This window comes from Algoriphagus sp., from assembly GCF_029254265.1.
Classification (GTDB): Bacteria; Bacteroidota; Bacteroidia; order Cytophagales; family Cyclobacteriaceae; genus Algoriphagus.
The window spans coordinates 18,022-30,378 of sequence record NZ_JAQWXX010000082.1 but is presented as its reverse complement, the minus strand read 5'-3'; the positions used below and the strand labels follow the sequence as shown (position 1 = coordinate 30,378).

At 40.9% G+C, this 12,357-nt stretch carries 14 protein-coding genes; 10 read left to right on the top strand and 4 right to left on the bottom strand.

Translation table 11 applies throughout. From position 1 onward, the window contains the following. Positions 1 to 3 precede the first annotated feature (3 nt). Positions 4 to 234, top strand: a complete 231-nt coding sequence (locus tag P8O16_RS12300) for an AtpZ/AtpI family protein (RefSeq protein WP_300315256.1) — start codon at positions 4 to 6, stop codon at positions 232 to 234. A 28-nt stretch (positions 235 to 262) separates the two neighbouring features. On the opposite strand, the gene P8O16_RS12295 is transcribed toward P8O16_RS12300, so the two are convergent. Continuing rightward, positions 263 to 421: a hypothetical protein gene (locus P8O16_RS12295; protein ID WP_300315253.1), complete on the bottom strand. Its 159-nt coding sequence runs from the start codon at positions 419 to 421 to the stop codon at positions 263 to 265. 258 nt (positions 422 to 679) lie between these two features. Between P8O16_RS12295 and atpB the strand changes: the two genes are divergently transcribed. From atpB to P8O16_RS12260, 7 genes are all read left to right on the top strand, one after another. Further along, a complete protein-coding gene (atpB, locus tag P8O16_RS12290) occupies positions 680 to 1,708 on the top strand; it encodes a F0F1 ATP synthase subunit A (protein ID WP_300315250.1) in 1,029 nt (342 codons plus the stop codon). 40 nt (positions 1,709 to 1,748) lie between these two features. Beyond that, positions 1,749 to 2,006 carry an ATP synthase F0 subunit C gene (gene atpE, locus P8O16_RS12285; protein WP_075349084.1) on the top strand — a complete coding sequence of 86 codons (258 nt, stop codon included), beginning with the start codon at positions 1,749 to 1,751 and terminating at the stop codon, positions 2,004 to 2,006. 79 nt (positions 2,007 to 2,085) lie between these two features. Next, positions 2,086 to 2,580 carry a F0F1 ATP synthase subunit B gene (locus tag P8O16_RS12280; RefSeq protein WP_300315245.1) on the top strand — a complete coding sequence of 165 codons (495 nt, stop codon included), beginning with the start codon at positions 2,086 to 2,088 and terminating at the stop codon, positions 2,578 to 2,580. A gap of 8 nt (positions 2,581 to 2,588) precedes the next feature. Further along, on the top strand, positions 2,589 to 3,149 hold the full coding sequence (gene atpH, locus P8O16_RS12275) for an ATP synthase F1 subunit delta (RefSeq protein ID WP_300315242.1): 561 nt from the start codon (positions 2,589 to 2,591) through the stop codon (positions 3,147 to 3,149). A gap of 25 nt (positions 3,150 to 3,174) precedes the next feature. Then, a complete protein-coding gene (gene atpA, locus P8O16_RS12270; protein ID WP_300315239.1) occupies positions 3,175 to 4,752 on the top strand; it encodes a F0F1 ATP synthase subunit alpha in 1,578 nt (525 codons plus the stop codon). 63 nt (positions 4,753 to 4,815) lie between these two features. Next, positions 4,816 to 5,688 carry an ATP synthase F1 subunit gamma gene (gene atpG, locus P8O16_RS12265; RefSeq protein WP_075349088.1) on the top strand — a complete coding sequence of 291 codons (873 nt, stop codon included), beginning with the start codon at positions 4,816 to 4,818 and terminating at the stop codon, positions 5,686 to 5,688. Positions 5,689 to 5,805: 117 nt separating this feature from the next. Beyond that, on the top strand, positions 5,806 to 7,374 hold the full coding sequence (locus P8O16_RS12260; protein WP_300315235.1) for an arylsulfatase: 1,569 nt from the start codon (positions 5,806 to 5,808) through the stop codon (positions 7,372 to 7,374). A 38-nt stretch (positions 7,375 to 7,412) separates the two neighbouring features. Here the strand turns inward: P8O16_RS12260 and P8O16_RS12255 are convergent, their stop codons facing one another. Further along, complete coding sequence (locus tag P8O16_RS12255; RefSeq protein WP_300315232.1) at positions 7,413 to 8,048, bottom strand: GDSL-type esterase/lipase family protein; 636 nt, start codon at positions 8,046 to 8,048, stop codon at positions 7,413 to 7,415. 136 nt (positions 8,049 to 8,184) lie between these two features. On the opposite strand from P8O16_RS12255, the gene P8O16_RS12250 reads away from it, so the two are divergent. Further along, positions 8,185 to 9,015, top strand: a complete 831-nt coding sequence (locus P8O16_RS12250; protein ID WP_300315230.1) for a hypothetical protein — start codon at positions 8,185 to 8,187, stop codon at positions 9,013 to 9,015. Here the strand turns inward: P8O16_RS12250 and P8O16_RS12245 are convergent. After that, entirely contained in the window at positions 9,012 to 10,370 is a 1,359-nt protein-coding gene (locus P8O16_RS12245; RefSeq protein WP_300315227.1) for an acyl-CoA dehydrogenase family protein, read from the bottom strand. The two genes, P8O16_RS12250 and P8O16_RS12245, sit on opposite strands and share 4 nt — an antisense overlap. Positions 10,371 to 10,409: 39 nt before the next feature. On the opposite strand from P8O16_RS12245, the gene P8O16_RS12240 reads away from it, so the two are divergent. Beyond that, positions 10,410 to 11,015, top strand: a complete 606-nt coding sequence (locus P8O16_RS12240; RefSeq protein ID WP_300315224.1) for a class I SAM-dependent methyltransferase — start codon at positions 10,410 to 10,412, stop codon at positions 11,013 to 11,015. Here the strand turns inward: P8O16_RS12240 and P8O16_RS12235 are convergent. Then, the gene (locus tag P8O16_RS12235; protein ID WP_300315221.1) at positions 11,008 to 12,354 is read right to left on the bottom strand and encodes a neutral/alkaline non-lysosomal ceramidase N-terminal domain-containing protein; all 1,347 of its coding nucleotides are present in this window, start codon (positions 12,352 to 12,354) and stop codon (positions 11,008 to 11,010) included. The two genes, P8O16_RS12240 and P8O16_RS12235, sit on opposite strands and share 8 nt — an antisense overlap. Positions 12,355 to 12,357: the final 3 nt, after the last annotated feature.

The following is a 12,357-nucleotide window of genomic DNA, read 5'->3' as shown; positions in this document are numbered from 1 at the left end:
GAAATGAAAGAAACTGGAGAAAAAAAGAAATCAAACGGAACTCCTATATATGTAAAATACATTGGTCTTTCTTTCCAATTATTCGGAGTTATAGGAACCGGTACTTGGTTTGGATGGTGGATTCAGCAAAAAAGTGAAATGAAATTTCCAGTTTGGCTTTTGTTATTCTCTTTTCTATCCGTTGGAATGGCCTTTTACCAACTCTGGATGTCTATGAAGCAGGATAATAAGTGATATTCTAAAATTGCCTTAATTTTGCATTCTAAATTGGTAACAATGGTGCTCCCGAAAAACAGTCATATTCGATTTCTTCTTTTTTCTTTAATAATTGCGGTTTTGATCTGGCTTTTGACGTGGATTTTTCCCGTTGTAGTTCATGAAAAAATATGGAATATCTTCTTTTTCCTTTCGATTTTTTCATTTTTAATCAGTTTACTTAATAGCTTTTTATTAAAATCATTTGGAGAAAATTTCTTTCAGATCATGGTTTTAGCAATGATTTTGAGATTTATTGGGACATTGGTCTTTATTGGGATAGCCGTTTGGCCCGGAATGGAGAATATTATTTTGTTTATCGCAGATTTCTTTATTATTTTTTTGTTCTACTTAGTTTTTGATATCTACGCCTTTCTGTCTAACTTGCGCCCGATTTCGAAGTAGCCCTCAAAATTTAGAGTTGATGACGCGTAATATACTGGTACTAAGTCTTTTAATTTCAGCATTTTTGCTAGGTTTTTCCGGCAATTCAATAGCTGCAGGTGGAGAAGAAGATAAGACAAGCTTCATCATGCACCACGTAAAAGACTCTCACGAGTGGCATTTCGCCACTTTTGGTCATACACACGTGACTTTGCCTCTACCGGTTATAGTATATTCAGGAGACAGAGGTTTAGAGTTTTTCAGCTCTTCAAATTTCCAAAATCATGATACTCATCTTTTCGGAGAAGAATATGCTCATGAAGGTTACTTCATTGACGAGCATGATCATTTGGGAAGAGTTGATGGGGCTAGTTTCATAGAATTTTCGATTACCAAAAATGTGGTCATGCTTTTTATTGTTTTGATCTTTGTGGGTTGGTTCGCTTTATCTGCAGCCGGACATTATAAGAAGCATGGTGCTGTAGCTCCAAAAGGAGCAGCAGCAATCATCGAACCTATTGTGATTTTTGTAAGAGATGAGATTGCTCAAAAATCAATTGGACCACAGTACAAGCGATTTGTTCCATACCTTATTACATTATTCTTGTTTGTTTGGTTTGGTAACCTTCTTGGATTGATTCCTGGGGCAGCAAACATGACAGGGAATATCGCAGTCACAATGGTGCTAGCGGTATTGACCTTTATTATTACCAATGTTAATGGAAATAAAGATTATTGGAAGCACGTCTTCATGACGCCTGGTGTGCCACCGGCAATGCTTTTGATCATCGTTCCGGTAGAAATTATCGGTTTATTCACCAAACCTTTTGCCTTGATGGTTCGACTATTCGTCGCGATCACTGCAGGACACATTGTAATCTTAGGCTTTATTGCCTTGGCATTTATCTTCGAATCGATCACCATTGGTATCGCAAGTACCTTGATGGTTACCTTTATAAACCTGATCGAATTGTTAGTAGCTACTATTCAGGCTTATGTATTTACGCTGTTTTCAGCGATGTACATTGGCTCAGCAGTAGCGGAGCACGCGCATGACGATCATCATTAAGAGTAGGAATTTCTTTGTTCAATTATATAAATAAAATGTTATGTTAACTATTATCTTGTTGACTGCTGGTTATGCTCTAATGGGAGCTGGAATCGGTGCAGGTATTGTTGCGATTGGCGCAGGCCTAGGTATCGGTCGTATTGGTGGACAGGCTATGGAAGCTATTGCTCGCCAGCCTGAAGCTGCTGGAAAGATCCAGGGTGCAATGTTGATCATTGCTGCCTTAATCGAGGTGGTTTCCCTATTTGCAGCAGTTATCTGTTTGTTGATCGCGCTAAACATCGCGGGGATCGCATAATTAATCTTGGAAAGGGATTGGCGTTAGGCCTTTCCCTTTTCTTTAGTTTATTGAACAATCTGAAATAAAATTATAAACCATGGATTTAATCACACCAGGTACCAGTCTTATTTTCTGGCAATTATTTGGCTTTTTAGGCCTTCTATTCATTCTGATTAAGTTTGCTTGGAAGCCTATGCTAGAGGCACTTGAAGAAAGAGAAAGTAGCATTGAGAATGCATTGAAGTCTGCAGAAACTGCTAGAAATGAAATGGCTAACCTTAAAGCTGAAAATGAAAAGTTGTTAGCTGAAGCTAGACTTGAGAGAGATATTATCCTCAAAAAAGCGCAGGATGCTTCTATAAAGATGATCGAAGAGGCAAAAGATGATGCTACTAAAGTTGGAGCTCAAATGATCGCCAACGCAAAAGCAGTGATTGAAACTGAAAAGAAAGCTGCGTTGGCAGATGTCAAAACTCAGGTTGCAACACTTTCCCTTGAGATAACAGAGAAATTATTGAGAAAGAATCTATCGGATGACAAAGCTCAAAAAGAGCTTGTTGATGGATTTGTAAACGAACTTAAGCTTAATTAATTCACTCCATGTCAAATCATAGAGTAGCTCACCGGTATGCAAAATCTATCATGGAACTTTCCTTGGAAAAGGGAATCCTTGAAGAAGTGCATGCTGATTTTGTAAAGCTTTCTTCCATGGCTAAGGGGAATCGTGATCTTACGCTTTTGCTGAATAATCCGATTATCTCCTCAGAAAAAAAATTGAAAGTTCTTAATGCCCTTTATGCTACAGGCGCACAAAAGATGACACTTACCTTTTTTGAGATTGTCTCAAGAAAAGGCAGAGAAAATATCTTAGTAGATGTAGCGAAAGAGTTTGAAAACCAATACAATATTCATAAATCAATTCAGGTAGCTGAATTGACTACAACTTTTGCCATCGACGAAAAATTGAGAAAGCAATTCTTGGAGGTGGTAAAGGAAATCTCAGGTATGGAAACAGTTCAACTCGTGGAGAAAATTAATCCAGATTTGATCGGTGGCTATATTTTAAAAGTAAATGACCGTCAATTAGACGAGTCACTTAGCTCTAAGCTGAGAATTTTGAAAGCAGAGTTTAGCGAGAATCATTACGAAAGTAAAATCTAATTAAAAAGCATTAATCTACGATATCATGGCAGAAGTAAGACCAGATGAAGTTTCGGCAATTTTGAGAGAGCAGCTCTCAGGAACAAGAACAGCCGCGGAACTAGAAGAGGTGGGTACAGTCCTTCAAGTGGGGGATGGTGTAGCTCGTATCTATGGACTTTCCAAGGCGCAAGCCGGTGAATTGCTCGAATTCGACAATGGTTTGAAAGCAATGGTTCTGAACCTTGAAGAAGACAATGTCGGAGCCGTACTTTTTGGTGATTCAAAAGAAATCAAAGAAGGTGATACGGTAAAAAGAACTAAGAAAATTGCTTCTCTTATGGTAGGAGAAGGAATGCTTGGTCGAGTTGTTGATACTCTTGGTAATCCAATTGATGGAAAAGGACCTATTACTGGTGACTTATATGAAATGCCACTTGAGCGTAAAGCTCCTGGTGTAATTTATCGTCAGCCAGTAACCGAGCCTCTTCAAACTGGAATCAAGTCAATTGATGCCATGATTCCAATCGGACGTGGTCAAAGAGAGCTTGTAATCGGTGATCGTCAGACAGGTAAAACTGCTGTGGTAATTGATGCGATCATCAACCAAAAAGAATTTTACGATAAAGGCGAGCCCGTTTTCTGTATCTACGTTGCAATTGGTCAGAAAGCTTCTACTGTAGCTAACGTTGTTGCGGCTCTTGAAAAAGGTGGTGCTCTTCCTTATACTGTTATTGTGGCTGCATCTGCTGCAGATCCTGCTCCAATGCAGTTCTTTGCTCCATTTACTGGTGCTGCGATTGGTGAATTTTTCCGTGATACAGGTCGTCCTGCATTGGTAGTTTATGATGACCTTTCTAAGCAAGCAGTAGCTTACCGTGAAGTTTCTTTGCTTTTGAGAAGACCTCCGGGACGTGAAGCATATCCAGGTGACGTATTCTACCTTCACTCAAGATTGCTTGAAAGAGCCGCAAAAATCAATAAATCAGATAAAATCGCTCAGCAGATGAACGATCTTCCTGATTCATTGAGACCATTGGTAAAAGGTGGTGGATCACTTACTGCACTTCCAATCATTGAGACTCAAGCTGGTGACGTTTCTGCTTACATCCCGACTAACGTGATCTCTATTACTGACGGTCAGATCTTCTTGGAGACAAACCTGTTCAACTCAGGTATTCGTCCAGCGATCAACGTGGGTATCTCCGTATCTCGAGTAGGTGGTAACGCACAGATCAAATCAATGAAGAAAGTAGCGGGTACTTTGAAGCTTGATCAAGCTCAGTTCCGTGAATTGGAAGCATTCTCTAAGTTTGGTTCTGACCTTGATGCGACTACTAAGCGTACAATCGAAAGAGGTAGAAGAAACCAAGAGATCTTGAAGCAGCCTCAGTATTCTCCAGTCTCTGTAGCAAACCAAGTGGCGATCATCTATGCTTCGACAAAAGGTTTGATGGATTCTGTTCCAGTGGAGAAAGCTAGAGCATTCGAAAAAGAATTCTACACATTATTGGAGTCAACTTATCCTGAAGCATTGACATTGATCCTTAAGGGTGATATCGACGGAGCAGGAAAGATTTTGGCTACTGCTGCTGCAGAATTAGCTCCTAAATACGCGAAATAATTGAAATGAATCCGGGAGTATAACACCTCCTGGGTTTTTATACCAAGTACAAAGCATTCACTGATGGCTAACCTTAAGGAAGTAAAGCAACGGATCACCTCAGTAGTCTCTACACAGCAGATTACAAAGGCCATGAAAATGGTTTCCGCAGCTAAACTCAGAAGAGCACAGGACAAAATCACACAGATGCGTCCATACTCTCAGAAGTTGACTCAAATCCTGAATAACGTTTCCGCAGCTTCAGAAGGAGCAGCAGATATCGTCTATGCTGAAAAGCGAGAGGTCAATAAGGTACTCATCGTACCAGTGACTTCGGATAAAGGACTTTGCGGCGCTTTCAATTCAAATGTCATCAAGGCTTGTAATGCCTCTATTGCAGGGCAATTCGCCGGCAAGGAGATTACAATTTTACCATTAGGTAAAAAAGCTTATGAGTCATTTAAGAAACGTGATTTCGCTGTAATACCTGACTTTTACCAAGTTTTTGGAGACCTAACATTTGATAATGTAAGAGCTGCTGCTGAGTATGCAATGAATGCATTCTTGGAGGGTGAATACGATCAAGTAGTTTTGGTTTTCAACGAATTCAAAAACGTCGCCACTCAAATCATTCAGACAGAGCAATTTTTGCCAATGGCAAATGCTGAAACTGATGAAGTAAAGACTGTTGAAGCCGATTATATCTTGGAGCCTTCAAGAGCTTATATTATTGAGGAGTTGGTTCCTACGTCATTGAAAATTCAGTTTTATAAAGCGGTATTGGAAAGCAATGCTTCTGAACATGGTGCAAGAATGACTGCGATGGACAAAGCGACAGAAAATGCAGGTGACTTATTGAAAGAGCTTAGATTGCTTTATAACAGAAGTCGTCAGGCAGCAATTACCAATGAAATTCTAGAAATCGTCGCAGGTGCAGAAGCACTTGGCGGAAAGTAATTACAATAGCCCTAATTTCTAAACCACAATTCGCAAGGATTGTGGTTTTTTGTTTTTTGGCGAAAAGTGATTTTTCCCAATTTATCAGTAATTTGATTGGACTCATTTTGCTACGCTATGAAGAATGTCTCCAAACTCCTTTCATTTTTGATCTTGGTCTTATTTTATGGAGCATGTGCGCCAAAGCCCGCTGAGATAAAATCACCAAATATCATCTTTATTTTAGCAGATGATTTGGGTTATGGAGATATCAAGTCCTTTAATTCAGCAAGTAAAATTCCCACTCCTAATCTTGATCAATTAGCCTCTGAGGGAATGAGATTTACCGATGCTCACACCACCTCTTCGGTATGTACCCCTACACGATATGCTTTGTTGACAGGTAGATATAATTGGCGAAGTAGCTTGAAAAGTGGCGTGCTGACAGGAAAATCAAAAGCGCTTATTCCCAAAACCCGGACTACGGTAGCGTCGCTATTGAAGTCAAAAGGTTATGAAACTGCCTTTATTGGAAAATGGCATTTGGGTTGGGATTGGGGCATAAAGGAAAGTACTGAGTTTGTAGATGGAGGCTGGAACTCATCTGATTTTGATCAGATTGATTTTGCAAAACCAGTAGCCAACGGTCCGAATGAATTAGGATTTGATTATGCTTATGGTCATGCAGGGTCACTTGACATGGCTCCGTATGTTTATGTAGAGAATGGAAATGTCACTAAAATTCCAGATAAAGTAACCATCGATGAAGGAGAATATTCTTGGTGGAGGGAAGGTCCAACTTCACCAGATTTTATCCATGAAGAAGTCACACCAAATTTCTTTGAGCGATCGATTGAATACATCGAAACTCATGCCCTTCAAGAGAAGCCATTTTTTCTTTACCTCGCATTGCCCTCACCGCACACGCCTATCTTACCCCCAATAGAATGGCAGGGAAAAAGCAAAATGCTTCCTTATGGAGATTTTATGATGATGATAGACGATTACATTGGAAGGATAAATCAAACTTTGAAAATTGCCGGAATTGATGAAAATACGCTGGTCATTTTCATGAGCGATAATGGATGCTCCCCGGCTGCAGGATTTGATAAGCTGGTTGAAATGGGCCATTTTCCAAGTGCGCATTTTCGGGGACATAAGGCGGACATCTATGAAGGAGGTCACCGAGTTCCCTTTATCGCCAAATGGCCTGCTAAAATTAAGGCAGGTACTGTTCGAGACGAAACGATTTCTATTGCGGACTTTTTTGCCACAGCTGCTGATATTGTTGATTATTCCATTGTTGATTCAGAAGGGGAGGACAGCTATTCCCTTGTACCGTTATTTGATTTTGAAAAGAAATCAATTGCATTTCGAGAGGCAACAGTTTTTCATTCGGTAGAAGGGAATTTCGCGATACGCAAAGGAGATTGGAAGCTCATCCTAGCGAAGGGTTCCGGAGGCTGGAGTTTTCCAAGACCGGGAGATCCTGCGGAAGTGAATCTTCCGGATTTCCAGCTTTATAACTTAGCTTCCGACCCAGGAGAAAAGAATAACCTTGGGGCTACTGAGCCTAATAAGGTGGAAGAGCTTCGCCTATTATTGACCAAGTACATCGAAGATGGAAGGAGTACTCCTGGAGTTCCTCAGGCCAATGATGCTTTCGGAGAAGAATGGAAGCAAGTTTGGTTTATTAATGAAAAATAAGGGTGGTTTTTTGATTTTGACTACCACCCTTTTAGTCTTTACAACCGAATTGCTCTCGCAATCACCCTCGCCATAATTCCCAACCCCTCGGTATTTGGATGAACGCCGTCAGGAAGCAAGTCTTCTTTTCCCATAAATGGGGTATATAGATCGATCAATTCTGAACCGCTTTCGTGAGCGATATCAATTAGCATCAGTCGCTGCTCATTATTCATGACATCGGGCGTAATACCAAAATTCACCCGAGTTACCGGTACTGGAAGGATTACATAGACTTTACCGTCTACAGGCATGGTTTTCTTGAATTCGTGAATCATATCCAAGTAATCCTGTCTGAACTCGGAAGCGAATTTCCAGTTCTGTGGTTTGGAATCGTTCGTGCCGAGCATGATGATCAGAACATCCGCTGCAAAATCTTTGACCTCCTGAAATTGTGGCTCATTCCAGTACGGAAAGTCCCCTTTGCGAAGCAAGGTTCGACCACTAACCCCGAAATTACCCACTTGATAGTCATCGCCTAAGATGGCTTGCATCTGAAGCGGATAGCTATCTGGATTGTCTCTTCCTGGACCTTGAGTGATGCTATTTCCTACACATGCGACTTTTATTGGCGCTTGTGCAAAAGAAAAAGTAGCTATTAGAAGAAAGGCAAAGGTAAGTTTGAGATTTTTCATAGGTTTTTAGGTTATTGCGGAGAAATGAAATCTGTCTACTGAAACGATTTCGGATCAAACTAATAAAAAAAATCCTAAGTTCAGTTCAAATTTATAAAGCTGGAAAGTTGACCTACAAAGAATACCTATGAACCTTTTGAGTAAACTCTACCTTCGATTTTCCTGGCTTTCAATGGATGTAGTGTTTGGTGCTATTGCTGGGGCAGTATTTTTTTCAAAATTGCTTCGGGTTGAACTCGGTGGAGCCATTTATTTACTTTTGGGGATGGCGGTTTGGAGCATTTATACAGCGGATCACTTGCTGGATAGCCGAAAGAAAACTGAAGCCAACCTTTCTCCAAGACATCAATTTCATTTGAGAAATAGTAAAGTCTTAAGTGTGATATTGGTCCTTTTTTTAGTTGTAGGACTTGGGTTGGCTTACCAAATTTTTGGATCAAGTATAGAGTTGATCTGGAGCTTGGTACTTGGCGGGCTTATTCTGGCAAGTATGACTTTGATTCGGAAAGCAGGGAAAAGCATGGTTTGGGCCAAAGAAATAAGTATTGCGATTTTCTATGTTCTCGGAATTGCTTGGATTCCTCTTCTGCGAGTTGATGCAATTGATCTAAACTGGAATAGTTGGGCATTTTTAGGAGCCTATATTTTATTGGCTTTGATAAATCTCCTGATTCTATCTCATTTGGATCGAAAACAAGATGAGGAAGCAGGATTTGCTTCTGCCGCACAGCTATTTTCCCCGATTAGTTTTATCGAGTTGATCCGACGAGCCTGTTTTCTTTTCTTGATCCTGGGACTTGCTTGTTTTATACTTTTCCCCTCTTTCTATCGGCCTTTTGCCTGTATTTTAGTAGTGATGGGGCTAGTGCATTATCTCGCTTTTTTCAATCCAAAGCTTAGTGCAGAGCATGTAAGAATGCGAACAGAAGCAATTTTCATGCTTCCGCTCGTTTTGTATTTTCTTTAGACAAATGCGCTGTGCCCAGTAATCGCTCGCCCGACAATTAAGGAGTTGATTTCCTTGGTGCCTTCATAACTATAGACCGCCTCCGCGTCTGCCACGAATCGTGCGATATCATGTCGAAGTAAGATTCCATTGCCACCGAATAATTCTCGAGAATGATCCACAATAGACCGCATTCGAAGAGTACAAAATACCTTGGCTAGCGAGGCATGTTCATCCTTAAGCAGGTCTGCATCTTGCATTTCTGACAAACGAAATACCATCGTTTGCATAGCGGTAAGATCTCCAAGCATAGTCACCAGCATATCTTGCACCAGTTGAAAGGAAGCGATAGGCCTGCCAAACTGCTTTCGCTCGTTAGTGTAGGCCAAAGCCAACTCATACGCTCCACGTGCGCAACCCACAGCCTGCCAAGCCACGCCAGCTCGGGTCATGCGAAGGACTTTTGCAGTATCCTTAAAGGAGTTGGCCTCCTGAAGCCGGTCTGTTTCGGGTACCTCACAATTTGTTAAAGTGATCAAAGCATTTTGAACGGTACGGAGGGCCATTTTATCTTCCAGTTTTTCTGCTAAGAATCCCGGGTTTCCTTTTCGGACGATAAAACCTTTCACTTGCTGATCTTCCAGATCTCTTGCCCAGATAATAGTCATATCTGAGAAGGTGGCATTCCCGATCCATTTCTTCTGTCCATTGAGAATCCAAACATCCCCTTCTCTCTTGCATGTGGTCGTCAATCCTCCTGCAACACCAGAACCCACTTCTGGTTCGGTCAATCCAAAGGCACCTATTTTCTCCAGTTTTTGCATCTTTGGAAGCCATTCCAGTTTTTGAGCTTCTGAGCCACAGAGGTAAATTGAACCCATAGCCAATCCACTTTGCACCCCAAAGAAGGTTGAAATTGAGGTGTCGATCCGAGCCATTTCCATAGCTACAAATCCTTCTAAAAGTGCGGAATGCCCCGGGCAACCATACCCTTGATAAGTTAATCCGGCAATGTCAAGCTCAGCCATTTTCGGTATAATCTGCATGGGAAATTCCCCTCGATTCCAATAATCATTTGCAATCGGTTTGATTTCCCGCTCCATAAATTCCCGCACCCGAAGCTGAATTTCTCGCTCATGATTTGGCAGACTTTTTCCCAACTCATAAAAGTCGCCATTGATCTGTGGAATTACTTTTGGTTTGCTTCCACCTTTGAGCATCCCCATCATTTTGGAAAGATCCTCTTCACTCATCTGTGAGACCAGCCCAACCATTTTTGAGAGGTCCACTTTTTGGGATAGTTTGGAGATTTGTTCTAGGTCCACGGAAGCTAAGAGTTGGCGAAGTCCTCCGATAGTTTTAAAAATATTTTTCATAAAAAGGAATTTTGGAGTTTATTCTATTCCTTTAATCTAGTGAAAGATTTTTACAGTTTTATTGCCCCGTTTTATTCCTTTCTATCCAAATTGGTTTTTGGAAATGATTTGAATGATTTGAAAATTCGGTTTGTATCGAATCTGTATCAGAAAAAAATCCTGATCATCGGAGGTGGAGATGGACTGGATTATCGAGAATTTCAATCTGATTTGGAAGGGGAATATTGGGAGCTTTCAGAGGCGATGCTTCGCAAAGCCAAAAAAAATCTGGCACAAAGTAAGCTCACTTTTCACTTAGGTGATTTCAGATCAAACCCGAAGAATCAGTTTGATGAGATTTGGCTTCATTTTGTATTGGATACATTCCCTGATTTCGAATTGGAGCAATTTCTATTGGAGATCAAAAAAGTATTGAAACCACATTCAAAAATCTATTTGGCTGACTTTTTCAAACCTCAGTCAAATGTGCAACGAACAATTCATTCTTCAATGCTAGTTTTCTTTCGGGTTTTCACGCAGCATCAAAGGACAGATGTTCCTGATTATGAAGAAGCGTTTGGAAAGGCTGGATTTCAGAAAGTGGACGAAATGAAGAAAAGAAAAGGCTGGATTCGAGCTCAACTTTGGGTAAGCGCTGCTAGTTGACTTTTTCAATGATTCCTTCAATCATCGCATCAAAATAATTCCCATTTCCGGGCCCATACCAATTCATTTCCCGGACTTCATGGAAGTGCTCGTCATACAAATGATCAGGGGTGATGTAACCGATGTATCCACCGTTGAAAGTGGTGATGATGAGATTTAGCCCTTTTGCGCGAGCAGCTTTTTCCCATTTTTCATAAAAAACCCCTGACAATTCACCTGAAGATCCAATGATTAAAGTATTCCCGATAAGAGTGAAATCCAAATGTGGATTGGTATCGCCAAGTAAATAGTTGAATAACCAAGGACGAATCCGAATATTGTCAGAAATCCGCAAATGCGGTTCCCGAAGCGAAATGTCCAATCGTCCAAATCCAATTTCTTTACGATTGATAGTGTCGGATTGGCTCATGTGATTTCGTATGGTAGAGTCCAGAGCTGTGGCATATTCAGTGACTAATTCTGGAGTATTTCCAAACGAAAGAGGGCGATGACTTCCAACAGTCCCTGCTGCAAAAAGTGCAAAATCAAATTCATTTACCTCTAGTGCCTGCATTAAGTAAAATGGATAATCCCCCGATAATCCCATAAACTTGGAGCTCATCGTGGTCGCATGGGCAGAGTAGGTCAGAAAAGTAGCTTTCTTCCCATCTTTTTTGGAGAAAATTAATTGTCGTACAAAAGGATCAATAGGATCATCTTTGATAAAGCGATTGGCCACAAAAGCCCCAGCGTCTGCTTTCCGAAAGGAAATGGAAACAGTGTCTTGGGCGGAAATCGCTTTTTTCAAAGCTTCAATGCTTTTAGAAACCATTAGATCTACCGTTTCCTGATTAAAACCACCAAAAGCTAATTCCCCCAAAGGTCCGGGCATATAGCCCCCCATTCCAGAATGGGTATGGGTAGCAGTGAAGTTTAACTGATCAATCGAAAGATTTGCTTTACTTACCCCATCTTGAATTGATTTAGCCAAGAAAGGATGGACGATCAACAGTTCAAAATTGAGCCAGGCGATCTGAGTTTTTCCATTGCTTAGTGTCAGCGCTTTTACAAAACTGCTATCCTGTACAAACTCATAGGGCCCTCTTGGTGCATAGCCAACCAAGTCAACAGGTTCCTCAGGTGTCATGTTTGCCTTTGCCCAGCCGGCAAGCCAAGTATCACCCGTATTCCCCTGAATTGGCATATTCTCCAATCGTGCTAAAGTCTCAGAGTAGAATTCCTGATCCTCTATAGGACTTCTGTCTACTGAAGTAAGGAGAATGATCGCTAAAGCAAAAAGCACTAAAAACATCCATACGAATGCTTTTAGTGCTTTTTTACCAATAGATTTCCAATCCATCAA

What these genes read in the sequence shown, in the direction of transcription:
- P8O16_RS12300 (WP_300315256.1), top strand. Translation starts at nt 4, where the DNA reads ATGAAAGAAACTGGAGAAAAAAAGAAATCAAACGGAACTCCTATATAT.
- P8O16_RS12295 (WP_300315253.1), bottom strand. Translation starts at nt 421, where the DNA reads ATGAAAAAATCGAAAGGAAAAAGAAGATATTCCATATTTTTTCATGAA.
- atpB (WP_300315250.1), top strand. Translation starts at nt 680, where the DNA reads ATGACGCGTAATATACTGGTACTAAGTCTTTTAATTTCAGCATTTTTG.
- atpE (WP_075349084.1), top strand. Translation starts at nt 1,749, where the DNA reads ATGTTAACTATTATCTTGTTGACTGCTGGTTATGCTCTAATGGGAGCT.
- P8O16_RS12280 (WP_300315245.1), top strand. Translation starts at nt 2,086, where the DNA reads ATGGATTTAATCACACCAGGTACCAGTCTTATTTTCTGGCAATTATTT.
- atpH (WP_300315242.1), top strand. Translation starts at nt 2,589, where the DNA reads ATGTCAAATCATAGAGTAGCTCACCGGTATGCAAAATCTATCATGGAA.
- atpA (WP_300315239.1), top strand. Translation starts at nt 3,175, where the DNA reads ATGGCAGAAGTAAGACCAGATGAAGTTTCGGCAATTTTGAGAGAGCAG.
- atpG (WP_075349088.1), top strand. Translation starts at nt 4,816, where the DNA reads ATGGCTAACCTTAAGGAAGTAAAGCAACGGATCACCTCAGTAGTCTCT.
- P8O16_RS12260 (WP_300315235.1), top strand. Translation starts at nt 5,806, where the DNA reads ATGAAGAATGTCTCCAAACTCCTTTCATTTTTGATCTTGGTCTTATTT.
- P8O16_RS12255 (WP_300315232.1), bottom strand. Translation starts at nt 8,048, where the DNA reads ATGAAAAATCTCAAACTTACCTTTGCCTTTCTTCTAATAGCTACTTTT.
- P8O16_RS12245 (WP_300315227.1), bottom strand. Translation starts at nt 10,370, where the DNA reads ATGAAAAATATTTTTAAAACTATCGGAGGACTTCGCCAACTCTTAGCT.
- P8O16_RS12235 (WP_300315221.1), bottom strand. Translation starts at nt 12,354, where the DNA reads ATGGATTGGAAATCTATTGGTAAAAAAGCACTAAAAGCATTCGTATGG.